The 21,556-nt window shown below is 58.5% G+C and carries 38 protein-coding genes; 15 read left to right on the top strand and 23 right to left on the bottom strand.

Translation table 11 applies throughout. The features are described 5' to 3' along the window. Positions 1–278 (top strand): plasmid pRiA4b ORF-3 family protein (locus K288_RS0136425; protein WP_027583951.1); only part of this gene is annotated, 278 nt, incomplete at its 5' end. A 37-nt stretch (positions 279–315) separates the two neighbouring features. Here the strand turns inward: K288_RS0136425 and K288_RS0136430 are convergent. Both K288_RS0136430 and K288_RS0136440 read right to left on the bottom strand, forming a co-directional pair. Continuing rightward, a complete protein-coding gene (locus K288_RS0136430; protein WP_027583952.1) occupies positions 316–495 on the bottom strand; it encodes a hypothetical protein in 180 nt (59 codons plus the stop codon). Between the two features lie 513 nt (positions 496–1,008). Continuing rightward, complete coding sequence (locus K288_RS0136440; protein ID WP_027583953.1) at positions 1,009–1,965, bottom strand: putative sugar O-methyltransferase; 957 nt, start codon at positions 1,963–1,965, stop codon at positions 1,009–1,011. 302 nt (positions 1,966–2,267) lie between these two features. Between K288_RS0136440 and K288_RS53795 the strand changes: the two genes are divergently transcribed. Continuing rightward, complete coding sequence (locus K288_RS53795; RefSeq protein ID WP_160169042.1) at positions 2,268–2,411, top strand: hypothetical protein; 144 nt, start codon at positions 2,268–2,270, stop codon at positions 2,409–2,411. A gap of 37 nt (positions 2,412–2,448) precedes the next feature. Here the strand turns inward: K288_RS53795 and K288_RS54320 are convergent, their stop codons facing one another. From K288_RS54320 to K288_RS0136550, 19 genes are all read right to left on the bottom strand, one after another. Beyond that, complete coding sequence (locus K288_RS54320) at positions 2,449–2,616, bottom strand: hypothetical protein (RefSeq protein ID WP_201449777.1); 168 nt, start codon at positions 2,614–2,616, stop codon at positions 2,449–2,451. 290 nt (positions 2,617–2,906) lie between these two features. Beyond that, positions 2,907–4,067 carry a tyrosine-type recombinase/integrase gene (locus K288_RS0136455; protein ID WP_027583954.1) on the bottom strand — a complete coding sequence of 387 codons (1,161 nt, stop codon included), beginning with the start codon at positions 4,065–4,067 and terminating at the stop codon, positions 2,907–2,909. 272 nt (positions 4,068–4,339) lie between these two features. Then, positions 4,340–4,720 carry a hypothetical protein gene (locus K288_RS0136465; protein ID WP_027583955.1) on the bottom strand — a complete coding sequence of 127 codons (381 nt, stop codon included), beginning with the start codon at positions 4,718–4,720 and terminating at the stop codon, positions 4,340–4,342. 176 nt (positions 4,721–4,896) lie between these two features. Then, positions 4,897–5,328: a hypothetical protein gene (locus K288_RS0136470; RefSeq protein WP_027583956.1), complete on the bottom strand. Its 432-nt coding sequence runs from the start codon at positions 5,326–5,328 to the stop codon at positions 4,897–4,899. Then, complete coding sequence (locus K288_RS54325; protein ID WP_201449779.1) at positions 5,300–5,497, bottom strand: hypothetical protein; 198 nt, start codon at positions 5,495–5,497, stop codon at positions 5,300–5,302. Before K288_RS54325 ends, K288_RS0136470 begins: the two co-directional genes overlap by 29 nt. Positions 5,498–5,567: 70 nt before the next feature. Beyond that, entirely contained in the window at positions 5,568–5,777 is a 210-nt protein-coding gene (locus K288_RS0136475) for a hypothetical protein (protein ID WP_027583957.1), read from the bottom strand. Then, a complete protein-coding gene (locus K288_RS0136480; protein ID WP_027583958.1) occupies positions 5,774–6,196 on the bottom strand; it encodes a hypothetical protein in 423 nt (140 codons plus the stop codon). The genes K288_RS0136475 and K288_RS0136480 overlap by 4 nt, the downstream gene beginning before the upstream one ends. Positions 6,197–6,198: 2 nt before the next feature. Then, positions 6,199–6,633: a hypothetical protein gene (locus K288_RS0136485; protein ID WP_027583959.1), complete on the bottom strand. Its 435-nt coding sequence runs from the start codon at positions 6,631–6,633 to the stop codon at positions 6,199–6,201. Between the two features lie 8 nt (positions 6,634–6,641). Next, entirely contained in the window at positions 6,642–7,034 is a 393-nt protein-coding gene (locus K288_RS0136490; RefSeq protein WP_043161647.1) for a restriction endonuclease, read from the bottom strand. A gap of 4 nt (positions 7,035–7,038) precedes the next feature. Continuing rightward, positions 7,039–7,809, bottom strand: a complete 771-nt coding sequence (locus tag K288_RS49890; RefSeq protein WP_051334937.1) for a recombination protein NinB — start codon at positions 7,807–7,809, stop codon at positions 7,039–7,041. Continuing rightward, positions 7,806–8,465, bottom strand: a complete 660-nt coding sequence (locus tag K288_RS0136500; RefSeq protein ID WP_244443397.1) for a lambda exonuclease family protein — start codon at positions 8,463–8,465, stop codon at positions 7,806–7,808. Before K288_RS0136500 ends, K288_RS49890 begins: the two co-directional genes overlap by 4 nt. Then, positions 8,452–8,976, bottom strand: coding sequence for an HNH endonuclease (locus tag K288_RS47645; protein WP_160169043.1), 525 nt, complete (start codon positions 8,974–8,976; stop codon positions 8,452–8,454). Before K288_RS47645 ends, K288_RS0136500 begins: the two co-directional genes overlap by 14 nt. 126 nt (positions 8,977–9,102) lie before the next feature. Continuing rightward, entirely contained in the window at positions 9,103–10,071 is a 969-nt protein-coding gene (locus tag K288_RS0136515; RefSeq protein ID WP_027583962.1) for a hypothetical protein, read from the bottom strand. After that, entirely contained in the window at positions 10,068–10,772 is a 705-nt protein-coding gene (locus K288_RS47650; RefSeq protein WP_160169044.1) for an ERF family protein, read from the bottom strand. Before K288_RS47650 ends, K288_RS0136515 begins: the two co-directional genes overlap by 4 nt. Before the next feature lie 74 nt (positions 10,773–10,846). Next, positions 10,847–11,008 carry a hypothetical protein gene (locus K288_RS53800; RefSeq protein ID WP_160169045.1) on the bottom strand — a complete coding sequence of 54 codons (162 nt, stop codon included), beginning with the start codon at positions 11,006–11,008 and terminating at the stop codon, positions 10,847–10,849. Between the two features lie 100 nt (positions 11,009–11,108). Further along, positions 11,109–11,357 carry a hypothetical protein gene (locus K288_RS0136530; RefSeq protein WP_027583963.1) on the bottom strand — a complete coding sequence of 83 codons (249 nt, stop codon included), beginning with the start codon at positions 11,355–11,357 and terminating at the stop codon, positions 11,109–11,111. Positions 11,358–11,361: 4 nt separating this feature from the next. Further along, positions 11,362–11,577 carry a hypothetical protein gene (locus tag K288_RS0136535; protein ID WP_027583964.1) on the bottom strand — a complete coding sequence of 72 codons (216 nt, stop codon included), beginning with the start codon at positions 11,575–11,577 and terminating at the stop codon, positions 11,362–11,364. A 550-nt stretch (positions 11,578–12,127) separates the two neighbouring features. Then, complete coding sequence (locus K288_RS0136540) at positions 12,128–12,511, bottom strand: helix-turn-helix transcriptional regulator (protein ID WP_027583965.1); 384 nt, start codon at positions 12,509–12,511, stop codon at positions 12,128–12,130. Positions 12,512–12,808: 297 nt separating this feature from the next. Continuing rightward, positions 12,809–13,036: a hypothetical protein gene (locus K288_RS0136550; RefSeq protein ID WP_027583966.1), complete on the bottom strand. Its 228-nt coding sequence runs from the start codon at positions 13,034–13,036 to the stop codon at positions 12,809–12,811. A gap of 182 nt (positions 13,037–13,218) precedes the next feature. Between K288_RS0136550 and K288_RS52925 the strand changes: the two genes are divergently transcribed. The 13 genes from K288_RS52925 to K288_RS0136625 all read left to right on the top strand — a co-directional run bounded on the left by K288_RS52925 (position 13,219) and on the right by K288_RS0136625 (position 20,093). Beyond that, positions 13,219–13,581 (top strand): hypothetical protein, encoded by a 363-nt coding sequence (locus K288_RS52925; protein WP_152535842.1) that lies wholly within the window; start codon positions 13,219–13,221, stop codon positions 13,579–13,581. Positions 13,582–13,643: 62 nt separating this feature from the next. Further along, positions 13,644–14,078, top strand: a complete 435-nt coding sequence (locus tag K288_RS55105; RefSeq protein ID WP_244443398.1) for a GcrA family cell cycle regulator — start codon at positions 13,644–13,646, stop codon at positions 14,076–14,078. Then, positions 14,075–14,539: a helix-turn-helix domain-containing protein gene (locus K288_RS0136565; RefSeq protein WP_027583968.1), complete on the top strand. Its 465-nt coding sequence runs from the start codon at positions 14,075–14,077 to the stop codon at positions 14,537–14,539. Before K288_RS55105 ends, K288_RS0136565 begins: the two co-directional genes overlap by 4 nt. Then, positions 14,536–14,751 (top strand): hypothetical protein, encoded by a 216-nt coding sequence (locus K288_RS0136570; RefSeq protein ID WP_027583969.1) that lies wholly within the window; start codon positions 14,536–14,538, stop codon positions 14,749–14,751. The genes K288_RS0136565 and K288_RS0136570 overlap by 4 nt, the downstream gene beginning before the upstream one ends. 14 nt (positions 14,752–14,765) lie before the next feature. Then, positions 14,766–15,251: a hypothetical protein gene (locus K288_RS0136575; protein WP_027583970.1), complete on the top strand. Its 486-nt coding sequence runs from the start codon at positions 14,766–14,768 to the stop codon at positions 15,249–15,251. A gap of 173 nt (positions 15,252–15,424) precedes the next feature. Next, a complete protein-coding gene (locus K288_RS47660; protein ID WP_084800005.1) occupies positions 15,425–15,802 on the top strand; it encodes a winged helix-turn-helix domain-containing protein in 378 nt (125 codons plus the stop codon). Continuing rightward, entirely contained in the window at positions 15,792–16,241 is a 450-nt protein-coding gene (locus tag K288_RS0136590) for a RusA family crossover junction endodeoxyribonuclease (protein ID WP_027583972.1), read from the top strand. The genes K288_RS47660 and K288_RS0136590 overlap by 11 nt, the downstream gene beginning before the upstream one ends. Continuing rightward, complete coding sequence (locus K288_RS0136595) at positions 16,238–16,660, top strand: hypothetical protein (protein WP_027583973.1); 423 nt, start codon at positions 16,238–16,240, stop codon at positions 16,658–16,660. Before K288_RS0136590 ends, K288_RS0136595 begins: the two co-directional genes overlap by 4 nt. Before the next feature lie 287 nt (positions 16,661–16,947). Beyond that, positions 16,948–18,549 carry an AAA family ATPase gene (locus tag K288_RS47665; protein ID WP_244443399.1) on the top strand — a complete coding sequence of 534 codons (1,602 nt, stop codon included), beginning with the start codon at positions 16,948–16,950 and terminating at the stop codon, positions 18,547–18,549. Continuing rightward, positions 18,546–18,962: a hypothetical protein gene (locus K288_RS47670; protein WP_043161649.1), complete on the top strand. Its 417-nt coding sequence runs from the start codon at positions 18,546–18,548 to the stop codon at positions 18,960–18,962. The genes K288_RS47665 and K288_RS47670 overlap by 4 nt, the downstream gene beginning before the upstream one ends. Further along, on the top strand, positions 18,959–19,210 hold the full coding sequence (locus K288_RS0136615) for a hypothetical protein (RefSeq protein WP_027583975.1): 252 nt from the start codon (positions 18,959–18,961) through the stop codon (positions 19,208–19,210). Before K288_RS47670 ends, K288_RS0136615 begins: the two co-directional genes overlap by 4 nt. Continuing rightward, positions 19,207–19,902, top strand: a complete 696-nt coding sequence (locus K288_RS0136620; RefSeq protein ID WP_027583976.1) for a DUF6362 family protein — start codon at positions 19,207–19,209, stop codon at positions 19,900–19,902. Before K288_RS0136615 ends, K288_RS0136620 begins: the two co-directional genes overlap by 4 nt. Continuing rightward, positions 19,902–20,093 carry a hypothetical protein gene (locus K288_RS0136625; protein WP_027583977.1) on the top strand — a complete coding sequence of 64 codons (192 nt, stop codon included), beginning with the start codon at positions 19,902–19,904 and terminating at the stop codon, positions 20,091–20,093. The genes K288_RS0136620 and K288_RS0136625 overlap by 1 nt, the downstream gene beginning before the upstream one ends. A gap of 94 nt (positions 20,094–20,187) precedes the next feature. Here K288_RS0136625 and K288_RS47675 read toward each other — a convergent pair whose 3' ends face one another. Both K288_RS47675 and K288_RS0136640 read right to left on the bottom strand, forming a co-directional pair. Beyond that, positions 20,188–20,400, bottom strand: a complete 213-nt coding sequence (locus K288_RS47675) for a hypothetical protein (protein ID WP_043161652.1) — start codon at positions 20,398–20,400, stop codon at positions 20,188–20,190. A gap of 197 nt (positions 20,401–20,597) precedes the next feature. Then, a complete protein-coding gene (locus tag K288_RS0136640) occupies positions 20,598–21,473 on the bottom strand; it encodes a DUF932 domain-containing protein (RefSeq protein ID WP_027583978.1) in 876 nt (291 codons plus the stop codon). Between the last annotated feature and the right edge of the window lie 83 nt (positions 21,474–21,556).

Raw genomic sequence — 21,556 nt, forward strand, 5'->3', positions numbered from 1 at the left:
AGCTCGAAAAATGGTTCGAGAACACCACGACGGAGGGACTTCCCTTCTTGCTCGAGGCCGCCGGTCGTTGTCCTCCGGAAGACGTCGGCGGTGCGCCGGGTTATGCCGAATACCTCGAAGCCATCAGAGACCCCGCCCATCCGGACCACGAACATATGCGCCTCTGGGGTCCGGAGCGGTTCGATCCCAACGTCGTCGACCGGAAGGCGCTCGAAGCCGCCGTCAACGCGTTGTCCGACACATGGAAACCGCGGCGACGCGCCACGCGAACAAAATAGGCGTCAAGCGCCATTCAAGAGGGCCGCAGAGCTCCGCTTACGCTGCAATCTGCTTAGGTGCATAAGCACCACGCAGGATCGAGAAGCCGTTTTTGATCCACTGGTCCTTAAGATCCTGGGAGACTGAACTGTCGCTCAGCCATTGTGGTGTCATCGGACCAATGGGGAGTGCAGGCGGCAAAGATGCCGCGAACAGCGCGTCATTTGTGGCGAACATTCGTGATGCTATTTCTTAAATTGGAAGCCCCGAAAAACGGGCATTGTGTATCCGGCGACCACTCGCCACTGCAAGTGCGATCTTTGTCTATTGCAATCATAGGTAAAGTAGTGCGGCAGCTGAGGTTAGCGAACGCTTGTGGTCGCGCTGATCTTCGCGTGCGCTCGCCGAAGGGGAGGTGGATTTTTACCGTAAGTCGGTCACTCGACCTGAACAGCCTGCAACAGCAGGAGCGCTTTACCCTGGACCGGTCTGCGCGCGCTTCGCGAATGTCGATCGAAATTGAGTAGTTGCAGCTTCCGCTCGATCGCAGCAGGCGACTGACCCTGCGTGCGATCCCACTCTTCCGCGGACGCGCGAATGTCCTCACAGAAAAGATCGATCTGAAGCTGAAGGACCTTGTCGCTACCTAAATTGAGATGGATGGTGAGGCTTATTCCAATACCTCGTACTCGAACGCGGCGCCTTCGGGATCGTTTTCCTCGAACCACGGCGCAGCGGCCGATGCCATTCCTACCAGGTCAAGTACTCTTCGACATAACCTCGCCGCGTCCAATACGGGAAACGTCTCGCAGTTACGTCGGCGTCTTTTGAATATAGATCGCGGACCGTGAAGCCATTGTGTTCGTGATTGATCGAAAGGACGGCGTTCGTCGCTGACCGCGCGAACTTCCAATATGCTTCTGCGGTGTCGCGAGACATTTCAGTCCACGAATCGATGTTGACGATTAGATCGAAACGGCCGGCGCTCGGTCCGATATCGGACGCGGACATGACGTTGATCTGGGCGCTTCCAGCTTCGCCGCTGACCCGAATGCAATCGGGTCCGAGCACGCGCCCAAGGAAATAGGCCTGAGCTGCATTACTCAAGGGAATGTCGACAATTGTGTAGTCTTTTACGCCAAAGATGTTCGCGAAATATGCAGTGCGCCCGAGGCCAGCGCCGATCTCCATCACCCTAAAGTCTGGCCGTCCCTTTGCAAGCTGCGCGATCCGCCACGCCTGGTAGATTGCGTGAATCGAGCGGAAGCCAACTATGCCTCGGCTCGACGCGAGGCCGAGTTCTCCGGGGAAAGGGTTCGGAAACTTTAGTTTGACGGTGAGGGCCGCCTCGATCTGATCAAGGACTTGGTCAGTAGATTGAGCGGTTTTCTCGTGCACGCCCACTTGATGGGGGTCGGTTTCGGGGTACGGAACGCGGCGAGCTCCCAGCGCTTCTGCGACAGAAGTCAACCCGTTCATGAGCCACAGTGAATAGAGTGGCTCCCAGTTTTCTGATTTGTTGAGCTGTTTGATGACGTTCTCATGAGGCTCTATGGCGCCAGGCGGTGCTTTCGCAATCGCATCGAAGCCCCAGAAGAATGTCGTCTCGGCTGGATTGCGCAGAATCATCGCCGCTTTTTCGGTATTCGATCCATTCAACGCGTCGTGGATTTCTTTCTTGATAGTCGCGAGGTCGCGTTCCCACATAGATTCTGTCGTCGGACGGTACCGATCAAACGACCTCTTATAGGATGCCATCACACGCGCAACCAACGGGAGGTCGTTCCCATGATTTACGGCAGGCGAGCATGCAAGTGGGTTTGGCGGTGCGGACGGAGCGCTATTGAGAAGCCAAGCGAAATGCTCGAGGTTCGGCCTTGCGGGGACTTCCTCTTCCATCGAGGAGCGCGACATAAAGCGACGCATAAACTGCATTCGTAAGTTCCCCCGCCAAACGACCGGACCAAATCATACGGGCGTCTCGCGATCAACCGCATGAGAGCTGACGCGTGGCCGTCCGCGAGGTGACGACGATTGCCGGCCTATTGGTAAGAATGCGCGTGATCGAAAAGCACGACGAAGTTTTCGGCGACGAGCCCGCGGAACTGCTCTTGGGCGAGGTGAGGGCGTTTGCCGAACGGGCCGCTGCCTGACGTTCACGCTTCTGGGCGCGGGCTTCGGTCCCGCGCCTTAGGAGGCCGCCAAATCTTGCGGCTGACGCTTTGACATCCTTGCGAGGGTGGCTTCCGCCTGGCGTTCAAACATGCGCCAAGCATCGGTGGGATAGCCGTTCTTTTCCGCTAGCAGCATCGCGATTTCGATGACGCTCTCGTGGCGCTTGCTGTCGTCCGTGCTCATAGGGGGCCTCCTGCTTCCTCGAGTCCCTCACGAAGTAGACGCGGATACCCCTCAAAAGTTCAAACCGGCGCCCCGGCCGAACTTGATCCGGACGGCCTATTCGGCCGGGGGCGGCGCGGGAGCATTGTGCACCCCGTATGGATTGTCGGAATCGTGTTGGGGCCGCTTCCCAGGTCTTTTTCTGGGAAGCAATATCGAAGGATTTTGGATGTAAGTGATTGATTTTGCTTGGCGCGCTCGGAGAGATTCGAACTCCCGACCCTCGGAATCGAAAGACGTGAGTCACGCATCTATTTTCCCTTTTCCTCCAAGGGTTTATCTGCTGCTAAATTTTGAGTCTGGGATTTTTTCTGGGACTCGGTGCTTTCCATCCCGGCCCGCAGATCGGTCATGGTGGTGTCTGTATAGAACCGCGCAGTCGTCCTGATCTCGGTATGCCGCAACAGGGTTTGGACGAGTTTTAGGTTGCCCGTGGTGCGCAAAGTCCGCTGGCCGGTCGTGTGGCGCGTGTCGTGCAAACGGGCGTCCACGCCCGCCTTAAGCCATTTACGGCGCCTGTTGGTTCCGATGCCGTAATAGGTCATCGGGTAGCGCTCGCCCTTGACGAACTCGCGCTTGGTCTTAGGGCATACCCGCGTGCGCTGCGCGACGAACGTAAAGACGTGCATCTTGTGGTTCCCCCGCAATCCCCACAGAATTTCGTAGGCGCGGCGGGTGAGGGGGAGGATGGCCGGCACCCCGCCCTTGCCGATGATGGCGATCGTGGACTGGTCGAAATTGACCTGCGTCCAAGTCAGCAGCATTTCCTTCCGCCGCAATCCCATGATCTCGGCGAACTCGCGTAGCTCGGCATATTCACGGCTCTCGACCTCGTCCAAGGCGGCATCCTCGGCGTAGCTGATCTCACGCACCGGCCGCTTGCGCTCCTGCAGGAAGTGTTGCTTCCAATCGGGCTCATTGAAGATCGTCACGCTCCATTTCTTCCGAGCTTTGTTCATGACGCGTCGGAGAAGCGACGGGACGGTTTTGTTAATCGTGCGGTTTGATATCGGCCGATAAAGTTGCTTGCCCTTGCTGTCTCGACCGGCCTTCATGACGTGCTGCCGGCGCGCCTCTGTGGCCAGCGAAATCATGTCGTCATTGATATCGTGTAGATGCGTCTGCGGCCCGAGTTGTCCCTTTAGCCATTCCAGGGCGCGTTCGATGTCGGGATCGCTGCCGTGGCGGCCGATTTCATTCCACCATCGGTCGCACGCGACCCCTACGGTCATCGGCTTTCGTCCGGCCTTGATGGCCTGCTCGACGAGTCGCTTAGCTTCAGCTTGCTTCGCCTTCTCGAAATCCTTCGCCTTACGTTCATTGGTCTCTTTTGTGGACCCGTAGAACCGATGACGGTCAATCTGGAAATCGAACTGGTAGTAGGGAGAATTTTTGACGCGGAAGACTGACATGCTGAACCCGTGCGGCGATAGAACTCGATGACGTCGCCAAGCGTGCAGACGTAGTGTCGCCGCTCCGTTCCGGTTCCCTTTATATGCACCGGAAGATTTTGCGCCTCACGATGTCGGGAGAGCGTTTTGAGGTCCATTTTCATGACCTTGGCAAGTTTTGGCATCGTAAGATGCGGCTCGCCGTCGAAGGCGGCGCGAACCTCTGGCGGGATGATCTGGTCATCTGCCGCGCTTAAGGCTGTTCGTACGGGTAGGCTTGTCATGGTGGCGCCTTACGCAAGACAGCGGATTGCCGCTGCGATCCTGTGGCAAAGCTCGATCTCGGCATTGGTGGGCGAGCCGCCGTCCGGGGGCACAAGCATTCCGATCTCGGCAATCCTGGCGGCCTGCTCAATCACCGTCGCGATCTCGGCCCGCGCGGCGTTCGTCTCGCGGCACTTCGCGGCGGCGAGCGCCAGATACTTCTCTGCCGTCTCTCGAAAGGCGTCCCGGTCTTTTTCCATCTTGTCGAGAAGAGTTTTCATGTGCGCGTTGCGCTCGATTGATGCCTGCAACTGCTTTGCAATCGAGGCGTCAACGCGGTCCATGCGCTCGGCATTCCAACCGCCCTCGCGGTCAATGCGGCTCATAGCAGGGTTCGTGTCCGTCGCCATCTTTGTCGCCTTCCGCTTCTCTCAAAAACCAACCAACGCCGCCGCATGCTTCGCAGCGATCTTCAACAACGTCCGGGTGCGAAAAGCCGCAACCGTTCTCGTAGACGTAGATCGTCCTCGGAATGCAGCCCTCACCGCCACAGGCGCCACACTCCACGATTTCCTCGGGAACGTGGTCACACATTCGGATTCCAGCGGACGGGCGAAAGGGAAAACGGCATCGGCAGCACCGTTACCCAAATGTGGTACATATCCGCCTCGTCCACGACTTCGGCTTGCGGCGGATAGAGTTCAACGGCGGTCGCGCCATGTCCCGCGATCTCGTTTTTGATCCGCTGCATCTCGTGCCATGTCGGCCGAATGCCGGAAAGCGATGTCACGGCGAGGTGACGCACGCCGCTCGGCGATAGCGTCCTGTCGAGGACGCAAAAGACCTTGTTGCGGTGTGCGGTCTGAAATTCGGCGGCCCAACTGTCGCCTACACTGCCTCGGGGAAAGTGCACCGTTTCCCACTCGCCCCACACGCCGGCATCGCGCATTGTCTTCTCTGTGCTGAGAAGCATTCGGCGCTGCTGGCGGTCAAGCTGCTGTAGAATCGGGTTTTCCATTTGAACAACCTCCGTTGAGCGCCACGTAAAGCTTGCTGGCGCAAATCGAGTAGACGTGTCCGCAGTGGTGCCGCGCAGTTCTCCCACGCTCGCGCCACTCCTGTTCAAGCGCGCCGACGGCTTCGAGCCGTGAGCGCAGCGCTTTCAATTCTTCTTCGTGGTCGCTCATCGTATTCCCCAAATTGCGAGGTAGAGCAGGAAGGCTAGGGCCATCGCCGCCGCAAGTGTGATGGTCATGCTTAACCGGGCGCGATCTGCAAGACCTTGAGATAGGTCCGGGTAAGCTGGTCGTACTGCATGGCGCGGGCGCGCAGTTTGTTGCCGCCGTCGCCGTCCTTCTCGATCATGCGGCGGGTGTCGTCCTCGCCCAATTGCTCGCGATAGACCTTCTCGGAAATATCGCGGATCAATTCCGCTTCGTGCTTCGGTCTCGTCTCGCCCTTCTTCAACTGACGCGCTCCATGACCGAATCCCAATCGGAGCGGCCGATCGTGAGATAGTTGCGGAGTGCCTGCTTGGCCTGATGCGTCGTGATCTTGGAATAGTCGCCGACGCGCGGCGGATAGAACAGGTTTTCGAGTTCTTCGGTCTCGGTATCGTCCATCGTGCCGGGTTGGGCTCGCGCGACCAGTTCGACGGTGCCGCCAATGCAGGCGACGGTCCCGCATTCGGTCTTTGCCATCCACCGGGCCATGTTGAACTCGTAGCTGAGTTTGTGGGTGGCAATTTTCACGCGGTTTAGCGGAACGTGGTCAACGTGGACGTGGATCATCTTTCCGGCATCAAACAGCTTAAGGACTTCGACGAGGCCATCCCGTACCCACGGCTGGATTCCGAGTGCTTCGGCAGAGAGAAAGTCGTTCGACATTTTCAGTCCTCCAATTCGACTTCGCCAAGAACGACCATCCATTTGGCTTCGCCCGTCGTCAGGTAGTTTCGGAGGGCTTGCCCGGCTTGTGCCGGTGTGATGTCCGCATAGAACGTCTCGATGTCATCGGGATAGAAAAGCTCGTGAAGCTCACTGGTTTGGGTGGTGCTGATCGTGTGGGGTCCGCGACCGCTCAAAAGCTCGGCGGTGCCGCCGATGCAGCAAATCGAGCCGCATTCGTGCGAGAAATTCCATTCGCCCATGTTGAAGTCGTGGGAAAACTGACGATCGACCATAGGAACGCGCTCGTACCGAACGTCATCGGTTTGCGTGTGCTTCATCTTGCCGCTCTCCAACAATTCGAGAGTCGTCACCAAAGCATCGCGAACCCATCCGTCGATTCTGAGTTGCCGCGACGTAAGAAAATCTTTGCTCATGTTGTCTCCTAGAAGCCCCGCCATTTGTTGACGGGTGTCGAAGCGTGGTTTTGTCGCGGACGCTTCTCGAAACCGCGGCCCTGAAGTTTCCTCTTGGGTTTCTTCAATCCGAGATGTGCCGCGCGCTTGCGGTACACCCTCGATTTCTCCGCAACGTCTCGCGCGGTCTTTTCCTTGTGCGGCTTGCCGCGCAGGATAGGGGCCATGTTGCTTTCGCGATTCTCGCCCTTGTTGATCAGGGCGATGATGTGATCCACGTCCCATTCGTCGCCGGGTCTGATCTCTCGTTTCGACCAGTGGCAAATGCCGTGGTATCGATCGAAGATGCGAAGGCGGACATGCGCGGGCGGCCGGCTGTCGTCGGTCTTGCCAATCCATTCCCCTTTGAGGCTGCGCGCCATGTCATCAATCCGGCCTCGGCTCGGGTGGCAGCGGGCCGTTTAGAAGGTCTCTGAGCCCCTGATCGAACTCGCCGACTTCCAATTCACCTTCGTTGCGTCGCTTCACCAGCCGCCACGCTAGGCGCATCCAAGCCTTCTCCCGCGCTGTGGGCTCGCCGCCTATCATCTGCATGGCCTGGGCGTGCCGGGTGTGCAGGGACTCGGCCTTGTCCCGCACGCCTGACAGGCATTGCAGATAGACGTACCGCCAATCGTCAGAGAGCAGCGACGGCGGAAAGTCCGAATTGGTGGCACCCGCGGACGCATCTCCGCTATTCCCCGCGGCGTCCGCGAGTGCCGTCGTCTGAGGTTCATCGTTGGTGGCAGCCGTTGATGGTGAATCCTCAGACGATTCTTGTTCGTCTCGAAACGTCACATTGTGATTGGCCCCGAAAGCGCTCATGAGGTCGAGCAGCGCTGTCATTTCGGGCGTCGTCAATTTCGATGTGTGCAAGCCGATCTGCACAAAGCCGTCGCCGTCAATATTCGGCACGACGCGGGCGCGGCGCAGCCCGGCCGTCATCACGTCTTTCCAGTCGTCAGGTTCCAGCCTGAAGCCGCCCCATTCGAGTTGTTGGGACAGTTCGGTAAGACGTTGCCACATGAGGTTGTTTTGTTCGCGCGATCGTGTCGACTCGCGAAGGTCGAAGAATGCGCCAAGCGGCGCTCTCGCGATCAACTCGACTGCCTTCTGGCGGTCGATAGACGACATGATGGTAAAGGCGGCGCGGCTCATGCTGCTTTTCCGAAATACTTCCGGCGCAGTGTTTCGGTCTCGATATCGACCTCGCGCAAGAACTCGCGCACGCCTTGTTCCAAGACGCGGATGCGGCTTTCGTCGCGCAACACGCGGAAAACGAAAAGCTGCATCTGCGGAGGGAAGTCCGGGTTGAACGAACAGAAGTCGCACCAAACGCGCCGCTGATTGCACGCGAAATTCCACATGATCTGCGGCTCATATGTGCTCGGCAGCACGCCGCCAGTGATATATTCGAGGTGCGTTGCGGGCTTCGGGCACTTGAACTCGCTGAAGCCGTCAGCGCCAACGAGTCCGTCTGCCGATGCGCCAGCGTTCGGAATGGTCGGATGATCGACAAAGCCGATTTGCTGAACATCGCAGCGATTGCGCAGTTCATATTCTGCGCGGGCAGCCGGTTCGAGCAGTTGACCGGTTTCCATATCCTTCGAGTGATAACCCTCGTAGGGCTTGCCGGTCAGGCGCTCAAGGATAAGCTCTGCTTTGTAGTTCGCTCGGCTCGCGCCCCATCCGCCAGATTTGATTTTGGCGAAAACGTCCGGAATGCGCGATGCGGTCACCTTGCCGCAACGGAGCGCTTTCCACTCAGCCGAACCTTGCTCCACCATGTGGATGTTTGTTTCAAGCGAAGTCACCGAACAATTCCTTTCGCTTCGTCGTGTAGGCTTCCACTGCGGCGTCAACGGTCGGGAATGCCCCGAGCGTGATATCCACCTCGTTGACGGTGATGCGCGCTTGAAAACTGCCTGATCGCAATTTCCGAATGCCCATCGGTAGTTCCGACTGTTTCCGCCGCGACTTGTGGTTCCAGTTGTTTTGTTTCGAGGTCGCCTCGCGAAGATTCCAATCCGCGTCATTGAGCGAATTGCCGTCGCGATGGTCGATGATGGGGGCGTCCGGCCACTTGCCGTTTGCCCAGAGAAAAATCAGCCAGCTTCGCTTGACGAGCCGTCTGTCCTTCTTGATGCGGACATAGGCTTTGCTGTCCGGCTGCCGGCCGATTGTGCCGGCCATCGTGCCGAGCAAATTCGGGTGGTTCTTCGGGGGTACTTTCCAGAGGATTCGCCCTTGCTTCGGGGCGACTCTGAAAACATCCCGCATCCATTGCAGCGTTTCCGCTGCGTCGAGCGCTTCTGCTGTGTTCAACGGATCAGCGCCCTGGCGATTACTCTCGCGACCGTCGCGGCATTCCCGCATACGATGATTGCGAGGATCACAGACAGGATCGGATGATCCCCGATCCAGTTCAAAACGTCGATCATGGCTTGCCTCTCAGTAGTTGATGGTGACTGCCGGGATTTTTCCTTGGGCAATCAGTGTCACCACTTGCTTTGCATCGGCGTCGGCAATGCCGCATTTCATGAATGCTTCCATTGCCGAGCGATTGATCTTGGCGCGGTGCGCGCTGGCCTTGCCGCCTGCGGCCGCCGTGGTGCGCTGCCGCGTCTGCTGCTGCTCGTGAAGGGCTTCCGAAAGTTTCGCCGTGGCTTCGTGTGCGCGCTGGTTGGCTTCGGCCTTCTCGGCCTCTGCGCGCCTCATGATCTCGGCGACGGCCGCGGCGTTCCGCGCCTCGGCTTCCTTGCGGGCCTTGTCGGCCGCCTCGCGGGCAATCGCGTCCTCACGATCTTTCTGCGCTCGCTCTGCCGCCTCGGCGCGCAGGCGCACCAACTCGGCGGCTTCATCCTCGCGCTTCGTCGCGATCGTTAGGGCGTTTGTAAGCCTCGCCTGCGCGTCTTCGATGGTGACGGCTGCCTTGTCCGCGTATTCTTCCCAATCGCGTCCAGCAAGCGCCGCAACGCGCGCAATGCGCTGTTTGATGGCGTCCGACGACTCGGACAGGACCGAAAATTCGGACAGGCCAAGAATTTCCGCCATCGCTTCATCGTGGGCGTCGGTGCGCGCTTTCTCCGCGTCCTCCCAATCGGTGAGGGGCTTGCGGACTTCTTCTTTAAGCGCGTCGATGCGTGACCGTATCAGGCGGCGTTTTTCGTCAACCTCGCCAGCCTTCTTCTTCAATTCGGCAACGTATTCCTTGCCCATGTCGTCGAGAGCGGTTTTCGAGCGCGTGATCTTGTAGGCGAGCGATGCCAATTCATCGCGCGCGGCCTTCGTGTCGATGCCGGGCTTTTCCATCGCCCGAACATCGTTTTCGAGTTTGCAGATGACTTCCTCGACGCTGCCGGTGCTGGCGAAAACCTTCTCGGGCGTCAGAACGTCGATGTTCACAAGCGCGGTGCTCACAGCGGACTCCTCATGGATTCCAGCTTTGCTTTGGCCTGCTGGTAGAGTTTCACGGTCAAGTCTTCGAGCGCGTCTACTCGGCAGGCTTTGCAAACCTTCGCCTCGTCCGCCTTCACCTCGACAATGAGAGCGCGCAGTTCCTTCAGGTGCTGGACCGTGATCGCCTGGGCGTCGGTGTCGCCGGCTGCGTTGCCGTCGTCGTCATTGCCAATGGCAAGGTTGAAGATCATTCCGAGAAGGCCACGCTTGCCATAGGTGACACCGCTCATGTGCGCGTGCGTCTTGGTCATCACGTCGCCGCCCTTCGCTCCCTTGCCGTCGGCGGGAACGTCGGTGTTATAGATGCGGGTGTGGCTGCGCTTCGCGCCAGGCGCGGTGTGCGTCACGTAGGCGAGCACGCGAACCATATCCGGGCCGGCCGCGCCAACGTCTTCATTGAAGGAAATCGCGAACCCGGCACCGGTGTAGATCGGCTTAATCGCGCGATCCATCGCGGCATAGCTCGCATATTTGCTCTTGGTTTGAGTGTTGTCTTTGTCGGCGACGATGCGCTTGATCTGAGATTGAACGTCTGCCATCGCCGTGTTGAAAGCAGCCTCGGCCTCCTCGGCCTGTACGGCCTTGAGCATTTCCATAAGCTGTTTCATCTTCTCAATATCGACAGAAGGATCGCGCGCGGCGCGCTCGATCATGAGCATCATGGCGGTGCTCTCGTTCTGCGGCGTCGCCAGCGTCGAAGTTGGCCCTACGGTCGGGAGAGTTTGAGTGTTCATGGTCACACCAAGTAAGAGAGGATGAGAAAGGCGCCGACGAACGCCATCACGCACGCAAAGGCGTAGTCGTTCATCGCGCCGTCCCTATGAGTTTGAAAATTGCCAGCCAGAGCAGGGTGGTCACGGCGATAGCCGCAAGCCGCCAAAGCAATTTGTTGAGCCATTTTTTTCGCGCGTCGTTTTGCACAGCGGTTTCTCTGGGGTGAGTTCGGGCGTGCGTCGGCAATGCGTCGGCGCGGTGATGTCGTGATGTGAGGTTGGCTGTTAGCCGTGCTTGCGAAGGTCGCGCATGTGGTCGAAAGTCATCGCCTGCATGTCGATTTCTTCGCGCTCGCGCTCTTGGTCCGACTTCTCGCCAAGATCGGCGATGGCTTCGAGCCGGGTGCGGCCTTCGCCGCGGATTTCCGGGGCTTCGTTTTGGAAAGCGATGTAGTGGCCGCTTTCAGGATCGAGGCCGGTCAGAATTGTTTCGCCGGAAATATGGAAGACATGTTTGCGGATGATATCGAGCACGGCACTACTCCGCTCCACGTTGCAGATTGGCTGCGCGCTCGAAATTTTGATTACCGACGAACTTCCGGTGATGCTCTGCGGCAAGCTCACGCGCCGCGTTGTCGTGACCGGCCATGATGGCCGACTTCCAGCGCCGATAGGTCTCGCTGTACTGGAAGGGCTTCTTGTTTTTCTTCTTGTAGGGCGAGCGGCCCTGATCCGCTTGCTTCCCGATTGCCATGCCTGCCTCCAACTCGCGCGGCGCGGGGTTGCGCCGTGCTCTCGCCGCCTTACGTGCGTTAAAAGTACTAAAGCCGCAAGTGGCGAATTGGCGTTTAATGTACAAGACTCTGTGAGCAATCATGCTTGACGCGTACATTTTCGGTCGGGAATCATCATGTCCCCCCGAGTCGTGGGGGCCGTCATAACTTTGCCGGGGCGCGGAAGCGTCGGGGCTCGCCTAGCAGGGACGGAGCGCGCGGGGGTCGAAAGTCCTACGGTGCGGCTAGGAAACTGAGGACAGGCAGTCGAGAGGCTGTCTTGGGGCTCTGCAACCGACTCGTCTCAAGATTCAGGTTGTTGCCCGCGACTCCCGACCTTCCTACGGAATCTTTCCGTAGGGGGTTGGGGGTCTTTGGGGATGCGCCGATCTGAACTCAGCTTCAAGAATAGAAAATATGGTTGAACAACTCGAAATAGAGTTAGGGAGTCATACGGATAGGGAATCTATGGCTAAGCCGTTGAAATCGAAGCCGGGCGAACTTGTGCAATTTTTGCACAAGTTGCGGCGCTTACGGCTCCTCGCTGAGCGTCTTAGCGATCTCCACGAGTTTGCGGCGGTCGGCGCTCTGCATTTTTTGCCAGATAGCCCACATACCCTCTGAGTCATCCGGGTCGCGCGTGATGAGCGACGGTTCGTCAGTTCGGTAGATGTGGGCCATCGCTTCGAGGACCATCTGAGTGTAGCCGATGAGTCCGCGCTCCAGCCGGCCCAACGTGGCGTAGGTGTAACCGGTCGCGTACTCGTGCTCGCGCAGATAATCGCCGATCTGCTCGGCGGCGGCCTCAAGGGTGAGGTCGCGGTACATTCGCCATTCGCGGAAATAGGTTTTCCGGAACTTGCGCCGCGTGGTGGTCTGGCGCTGCTTTCGCTGCCGCCGTTTCTTCTCTTCCATATGTACAGCATGCGTCACTAACATTCGCGTGTGTATTAGCCTCGTTGTACAGTTCGCCATTGCAAAGGATGTACTGTTATCGTACATCATCGGCATGCATCTCTCCACGTACATGGCGAAGCGCGGCCTGAAAGACTTGGCGGTCTCGGAAGAAACCGGCGTGTCTCGGCCGTCAATCAGTCGAATTCGGAGGGGCAAGAGCCGTCCGGATTGGCCGACTCTCGTTGCGTTTCACAAGTGGTCAAAGGGCGTGGTTACGCCGAATGACTTTCTGCATCTGAGGGGAAAGGTTGCGCGCTAATGGACGGGCTTTGCCAAATCCGTGATGCAGGCGGCGATCTTCTGCAATTCCCCGATCAGGTACGGGATTCGGTCGGCGGGGATGATTTTGACGAAGAGCCAATGGAGTTCGCCCCATCGGCGATCTCCGCAAGCGATGCGAACGTTCGAACCGTCGATTTCCGCGGCTACATCGGTCGTAAAATACTCCGGCAGCCCAAACGTATCGGGCGTGTTGCGTTTCATTTTGGTAGTGCCTGGGTTGCTCCCTTCGTCCCGTTTGGATGCAAGCGGAAGGCAACAAATTTGGCAAGTAAACTATCTGGTTCCTGTCTCGTGATTTCATGGCTCCGGACTCCTGTTACGCGTGTTTGCGCCGCTTCCCTTTCCGTTTGTCTCTTTGCGGTCGGTTCAATGGGAGCGCTGTTATGGATTTAGTAAGAAATACAAGCAGCGAGTTATCAAGCGCTTTATCGGAAACAGCGTTCCGGAAGCGCCGCCGCGATCGTCGCTTCTCCGCGCTGACAGCCTCTTTGATGCATGTTGCGGTGAAGCTCTGGCCGAAACCGGATTGGGCTCTGCACGATCTTACGGGCGTGTCTGATCGTGGTGCTCGCTATTGGGTAAAGAACAGTAGCCCCATGCACGCCGAAGCGCTGGCGGCGCTCTTAAAGAGCGATGACGGTCATCTGTTTCTTGACGCGGTGATGGATGGCGCAAGCCCACCTTGGTGGGTCGCCTACAAGCAGAGCATTCCGCCGCCTGCGGACGGAATCGACGACGCCGCATAGTCGGCACCTCCTGAAAATTCAGTGCTGAGTACGGCCGGGCGTGTCCTGGCCGGGGCGTAGCTGTGACTCTGCAAACAGTCCGGGAGTTTTCAACCGTGGGTGAAACGATAGCGTTGCCGGTGTGGAGTGATGAACTTGTCGAGCGCGTCAAGGCGCTGTTTCACAAGTTCTCCGCGCAGGAAATCTCGAACCGTCTGAAGCTCGAAGGCATCGACCTAAGTCGGTCGGCGCTCCTCGCGAAGATGAACCGCATCGGCTTTGAGATTCCGCACGGGTACGAGTTTCGCGGCGAGGTTAAGCCGGTGTCCGTTGTGCCGGTCGAGCCGCTGTATGTGCCTTTCCTCGAACTGCGGCCGGGCATGTGCAAATTCGAGTGCCAGCCGCATGCCACTCCGACGTCGGAATTTCGCTTCTGTGGTCTGCCGGCGCGCGGCGAAGGTGAGCCGTACTGTGCCTATCATTCTGGCATCGCGTATCGGCCGCGGCGTCAGTCATGACGCTGGTCGAGCGCAGGGCGTTCATGCGCGCACCGGGTGTGTCGCCATCCTCGGTTCATGAGGAGCGGCGACACCTAAGCCCCGCCTATGCGCGGAAGTTAATCGCCGATGTCTGCAAAGAGTTGTGGCTGCACAGGGATGATGTGCTCGGCGGTTCTCGCCAACTGCATTTGGTCGAGGCGCGAGTCAAGATTGCAGAGCGTATGCTGGCCGAAGGGATGAGTGTCGCGGCAATCGCGCGAGCGCTGCACCGGACGCATACGACGGTGCTCAACTATCTTCCGCAAACGCGAATGCGGAAGCTAGGCCAAAACAACGAAATGAGAATCCTGCGCAAGATGACTCCTGATGTCGCTGCGCTGGTGAGGAGGATCGCGCAGGCCGAAAAAGTCTCGGTCGATGCGTTGATTGCGCGTTGGGTTGCTGAACGCGCGAAGATCGAGGAGCGACACGGACCATGACGGAAGAACAGTTGGAAGCGCGCCGCGAGCGCGACCGATTGAAGAAGGCGAGGCGGCGTGCTCGGCGCAAAGCTGAGAAGCTGAAAAAGGCGGTGAGCAAAACATCCGCCCTCCACCGGGCGCGAATGCCAAAGATGCCGAAGATGTCGCGCGCCGATCTCCGCGCAATGCTCACGCAAGCAGTGATTAACACTGCCGCGTTGCAAGCCTGAAAAGGGGAAATGAAATGGCAAAGAAAAAGGACGCTGAACAAACGCCCGTGGTCGAGGCGACGATTCCGACCGAAACCTTGATCGACATGGCGGAAGCGGAGACGCTCTCGGGCGATATCCGCGATGCGCTGTTGACGCACGTTAGATCAATTCAAGTGCCGTGGGCGATGCTCGCCGAAGATGAGCAACAAGAACACATCGACGCGATTGCGAAAACGGCAACGATGGCTGTCCGCAAGACGGCGGGCATCATGGCGCGTCAGGGCTTTCCCTTTATCGTCGTGGGCGTCCACAAGTGGACGGTGAAGGACGGCATCAAGCTCGAACTGCAAACCTCGGCGCTGGTCGAGAACATCCAGAAGCTTGCGGAGCACGGTCCTTCCGCCGCGATTCTCGTGTTGGCTAATCCCGAAATCTATATCGGCGAACGCGCGCCAGCGAAGGCCGATAAGGATCAACCCGATTTGCCGATGTCCGACGATGATCTGGGGAAGGACTAAGAAAGCGGCTCGGAAAGAGCCTATCGTTTTCGTCCGCGAAATCACGATCGCCGATGAAGGTGTGATGCTCGCGCTGTGGAAGCGGGGTTTGAGCACGAATGAAATCGCGGGGCTGATGAGGCTTCGCGAATTTCAGGTGTCGAACTGGCTCCCGCGAGTCCGGAGAATGGTCGATGCAAGATGTTGAGGTGCAACAGGGTGTGTGTCCCTGTTGCGGGGGCAAGCTGCACATTGATGGTGTTGTGTTCAACGTGCAGAGCAATACGCTGATCGGGCCGCGCTACAGAGTGACATTCACGGCAAGCGAGGCAACCTTGTTTGAAGCGCTGTGGTCGGGTCGCTCTATTGGCCGCGTCGCGACGAAAGATCGTCTGATGGATGCTCTTTATTGGAATGATCCAAACGGCGGGCCTGATCCGAAGATTATCGATGTGATGATCTCGAAGATTCGAAAGAAGCTTCGCGATAGCGGAGTCGATGATCTTGAAATCGGAACGGTGTGGGGCCGGGGCTACTTCCTGAAAACGAAGGCGGTCCCACATGCCGCCTGAAATCATGATCCAGCTTGCGGGGACACCGCAGGCGAAGGGCCGGGCGCGTGCGTTCGGATACAAGAGCAAGAAGACGGGCAAGATGGGTGTCGGTCACTACACGCCGGAAAGGACGCGCACCTATGAGGGCATGATCCGCACGGCGGCGATGGAAGTCATGGCCGGGCAGGCTCCGCTCGCGGCCCCTGTCGAGTTTCATCTGCGCGCGGTGTTTCCGGTGCCTGCGAGCTGGTCGAAGAAAAAGCGCGCTCTCGCGCTCGCCGGGCAACTGATGCCGGCGAAGAAGCCTGACGCCGATAACGTGGTGAAGGCGTGGACGGATGCTTGCAACGAAGTGGTGTTTCTGGATGACGCGCAAATCGTGCGCGGCTCATTCGAGAAGGTGTACGGCGAAGCGCCGTTGGTGGCTGTGACCGTGCGGGTGATAGGTGAAGCATGAAGGTCGATGAAGTCAAGACGGTTGGCGAGTTGATTGGGCTTCTGGTCGAGCGCGGCCTACGCGCGGATGAGGCTTACGAGGCTGTCACGCTCGCGATGAAGTTCGGCGTGCAAGGCAAGGCGTTGAAGGCGGCGAAGGCACAAACGACGACGCCAACCGGGCGGCCGAAGAAGGTGAAGACGACTTGGCCCGAGCGGTTCTCGCTCGAAAGCGAGATGATCGAATTCGCGATGGTTCGCAATTTCACTCACGCCGATATCTCCCGCATGTGGGAACGGTTCCGCGATCGAAACATCTCGCGCGGTGAGCAATACGCCGATTGGAAAGCCGCGTGGCGAACGTGGGTAAACAATCAAGTCGAGTTTCGTAGCCGCGACGCGCGGCCTTCTACGCCGACTGAGTTCGACCGGAGGCTCTGATGGCCGAAAACACAATCGAGGGCAATTTCTGACGGGTCAGCCGTGCGGACGGTTTCCGATATCCTGCGGGAGTTCCGGATTACTGAGCCTCGCGGCGGTGCGAAGCGTTTCGGGCAGTTCTATACGACATGCCCGGAATGCTCGCCCAAGCGGAAGAAAAAGAACGCTCGTTGCTTGAGCGTCAAGGTTGACGATGAAGGCGTGCAGTTCTTCTGCAACCATTGTCCGAACCAGGGCGGCGCATTCTTCGAGGAGTCAAGGGGCGCGCGTCCGTCTGGTAAGGGGACATGGAAGAAAGAAGTCCCGGCCGCGCCGAAGCGTTCAATTCAGGACTACTATCGATGATCTCCCATGAGTTGGGGCCTGCCGCGGTTGCTGCGCTCGAAAAGCGCGGGCTGAATCCGGAGACGGCGATGCGGCTCGGCTTCTATTCCGGCCGCTGCGTCTACGGGCAGGATGAGCGCGGGCAACGGATTATCGATCACGTCGAGCCCGATGGTGCGGGCAACATTCTCGTGTTCCCGATCATTGAGAATGATGAGGTCGTGGGCGAGAAGTACCGCGGACCGAAAAAGTTCTTTTTCCAGAAGCCGGGCGGCAAGCGGACATTCATCAACGGTGACGTGCTGGATGATCCCTCGCTCTGGGACGGCACGAACGCCTTGACGATTGTTGAGGGGGAGCCGGATCTGCTGACGGCTATCGATGTGGGTTTCCCGCTCTCGGTGTCAGTGCCCGATGGTGCGCCGAATCCGCCAACGGATCGCGAGGCGAAGGCGACCGAACCGATAGACGACTCGAAAGGCAAATTCGAGTTCATGTGGGTCAACCGAGAGCGGTTGAAGAAAATCCGCAAATTCATCATTGCGGTGGACAACGACACGAACGGGAAATATCTGGCAGAGGAGCTTGTGCGCAGGCTCGGTGCGTCGCGCTGCCTGTTCGTTATTTATCCGGATGGCTGCAAGGACCTTAACGAAGTCCTGATGAATCACGGGCCGGATGCGGCTCGTGCCGTTTTGGAGAATGCTAAGCCGTACCCTCTCAAGGGGCTTTACAGCCTCGCGGACTATCCGGACCGGCCTCCTATACAAACCTACCTGACGGGCTGGCAAACGCTGGATGAGCTTTATAAGCCATTCTTTCCGTCGTTTACGGTCGTTACTGGCTTGCCGGGTTCGGGCAAATCCACATGGGTTTCAAACCTGTTTGCGAACTTCGCCCGCATGTATGGCTGGCGGGCTGCGATCTTCTCGCCCGAAATGCCTGTGGTGCCGCAACTGCGGGACAAATTTCGCCGCATCATCACAGGTGCGGAGGTCGAGCGCCTTGATCCGGAATATCTGCGGCGCGCGGATGCCTGGATCAATGATCACTTCTATTTCATTGACCACGACGTGGTGGACGATAACGACGACGATCTAACACTCGAATGGATTCGAGAGCGAGTGATTGATGCCGTGATGAGATACGGCATTCGGGTTTTTGCGCTTGATCCATGGAACGAAGTCGAACATGCGAAGCATCGCGGCGAGTCGACGACGGAGTATATCAACCGCGCGCTGCGGATGCTTCGCAAGCTGGCAATCCGCTACGGTCTGGCGATCTACATCATCGCACATCCGACAAAGGACGTTGCGGACAGGGGCAAGGTAAGAACGCCGAACGGGTACGATATCGACGGCTCTGCGGGTTGGATCAACAAGCCGGATCATTTGATTGTGGTGGACACTGATCCGACGCGGCACAACGTCACGAATATCTATGTTCGCAAAGTTCGTTTCGAGGGAACGGGCGTCAAGGGTCGCGTCGATATGAAATATATCGAAAGCAATTCCCGGTATGTGCTTCTCGACGCGGAAGACGCCGGCAGGCTGGTGACGCAATGACTCCCTATCCCGAGTTGGCCAACATCTGCGACGAAATGGGCGTGCGGCTCGTCCCGGTCACGAAGCAACGCGAGCCGATGGAGACATGCGCGGTCAACACGCTGGAAAGAATCCTGCGCGAGCACGGGCCTGAACATTTGCGCTCGGTTCTGATCGTGATTGTTGAGACCGGGAACAACAAAAGGCAGTTGGTCGCGCCCGTGATTTGGGCGGTTTCCGATCTCCTCCTCGCACATCCCTCATGGTTCGGTAGCGCGCTGCTGGATGCGATGGACGGCATAGACCTTGCTGAGGTCCACGAGTCGGCGAAGGCCAACAGGCGGGCCGCGCAACCACGCGCAGGGGTATCCACGATCTTGTTTGAGCGGCTGCGCGGTCAGTTCGCTCCAGATGAGCAAGGCAGGCTGATATGAGTAAGGCTTACACGATCAACGACGCTGGCCGCGATCGGCTGAAAGAAATTCGCGGCGGTGCGCCGCTGGATCATCCGCTCGAAGAATTGTTCTTGGAAGTGTTCTCGGCCGCGCCGCGGGTGGTGTTCTCGAACGCAATCGAAATGACGTTCTCAATTCTGAATGCGTATGAGGGCGATATCGAAGCGGCGGTTGATGGGCTTCGATCGGGCGAAGTCAAGATTGAGCGTATCGGAACGCTGCAATGAGCAATTGGACTCGGGAATTGGTCCGCGCTCGATTTGTCGAGGCGGCGGATACTGAGTGGCGAATGCCGGGGGGAATGCGCCTCGGCGGGAAAAGCGGCTTTTGGCCTGGCTATCTCCACACATTCGAGGAAATGAGCGGGTGGGGGACAAAGCGGCTGGCGGAGGAGCGCGAATTGCGATTGAGCCGCATTCCTCCATCCTCGGCGGCGATCTCGCGATTTGAACAGGTCTTGGAATGGTCGGCGACGCGAATTGAGAGTGATCAATTCAGACAATTGCTCTGGGCGTTCGTGCGCTGCCGGGTGAGCGGTCGATCGTTCTCGGAGAAATGCCGGAAAGAGGGATGGAATCGCGTCACTGCTTATGAGCGGATCAATAGGCTGCTGGACGCAATTGCAATTGATCTCAATAACGACAATGCGCCGTTGCAATTGCCAGAAGACAATTGGCCCTTACAGGAGGGGGCGGTTTCGGGTAGTAATTCCTGCATGCTGGCCGTAGGTAGCGAGGACGATGGGGAGCCCGCTAAATCGCCAAGTGCCATCATATTTCCCAACGGGGCCGCTGCCGATCTGCTCAAAAGCAAAGATGATCTGACACGCTTTGCGAAGCATCTCAAAGCCGTCAACCGACGGCGGCGGAAGATGCGAGAGCGGCGGCGGCGGGCCTTGCTCGCGAAGGGGAGGGCCTGATGCCTGCTGTTGAGGTCGAGTTTCCGTTCACTCCCGGCGATGCCGTGAGGGTGAAGACTCGTTGGGTTGAGCCTTTCGAGGGGAAGGTTTTCAGCGTGGTCCGCCGCTACGGCGCGCAAGATTTCGCGGTGGTGGTCGATGCCAAGGGCGGCACGCATCACGCATATTTCACCGAACTGAGCGCGTCATGAACGGGTGGGGCTGTACGATTTTGGCGGGGCTTGTGGTCACGGTGACGGTTGGCGCGGTGCTGGTGCTCTGCACCGCGCTTGCTGTTGGGCTGCTCTAACGCTTCGCCAGCTTTTCCACGTCTTCGACGCTGATCTTGTATTTGATCATGACGCGCAAGAGGTGCGTCGCGCTCTCGGGAATGGGTGCCTCGTCGGCAATCCATTTCCGGATTTGGCGCTCGCCAACGCCGAAGAATCGGATTTTGCCGGCGTGACGCTGCGAAAGCCCTATCTTTGTCAGGCCGTTGTCAAATTCTTCGCCTGTCATTGGTTAACGTTCTCCAATCGGAGCGGCGCGAGGCGCGTTTACGCTCCGCCTCGCGGCAAGCCGGTTATCCGTCAGTGGTGCGGTTCGGCGGCTCATTGTCGATTCTCCTCAAGGGGAGCCTATAGGGTCTCCTGTCCTATGACAAGAAACCCCGCCTTTGAGTGGCGGGGTTTGGGCTGTCGTTCGGCATGGCTGGCTTAGGCAGCCGCCTTGATCTCTGCCATCCGGGCTGTGAGCGTCCAGAGGGCGCGGTTGAGGGATACGTTCCCGTCGATGCTGTTGACGGGACGGATGCTCCGACGCGAAACCATGTTGTTCGCGTTGGTGTGGTTGTAGGTGACGCCTCCCTTAACAAGGTTCTCCTGTACCCGGTTGAACGTCTTCCAAAGGTCGTTGCCAACGTCGTCGCGGCGGCGGGCCTGATTGATGAGGGCAGGGGCGAGCTGATCGGCTGCGCCTTCCTCGAACCGGAGTTCGCGGGCTGCCTCGGCGAAAGCTTCCTGCTCTGCCGGGCGAAGGTCGATTGAGCGAATGTGCTCGATCAAGCCGCCGACATGCTGTCCCTTCTCGATCACGGTATAGGCGGCATCGATAACCTTGCCGACGATATCGCCCTTGTGGGGGATTTTGATCGCGTCCATTCCGTTGTCGTCCGCCATGATCAGGCCATTGCAGCACACAATGCGGAACACGCCGTCAAACATCTGGTAGCTGCTGGTGCCGTCGTGAGAGTTGACAAGGATCACTTCGCGATGGCTGTCCGGAAGGGCCCGCACGCCAGCGTGACGGAAGCGGATCATGTGCTTGGTGAAGTCCTTCTTGTCGGCAATCTTGCTGCCTCCTTGCCGAACCTCGAAGGGCTGAAAGCCTTCCTTCTGCAAGCCGCGAACAACGTCGCTGGTCGGGATGTAGGTGTAGCGCTCGCTGCGGCTGCTGTGCTTCTCGATCGCGAAAACCGATGGCGTTGCTACCGCGATCTCGTCCAGCGTCAGCGGCTCGTTGCCGCGAGCGCGGATGATCTTGGCACCACGGCCGAAAGTGGTGGTGCGGGCGGAATGGGCTGCGTTGAACATTTGCGTCTTCCTTCTGTGTGCGGCGTCGCCGCGTTGTTCATGCACATAGAGATAGGGCTTAAAGCCCCATAGGGTCAATGGCC

It is taken from the genome of Bradyrhizobium sp. Ai1a-2 (genome assembly GCF_000426245.1).
Lineage (GTDB): Bacteria > Pseudomonadota > Alphaproteobacteria > Rhizobiales > Xanthobacteraceae > Bradyrhizobium.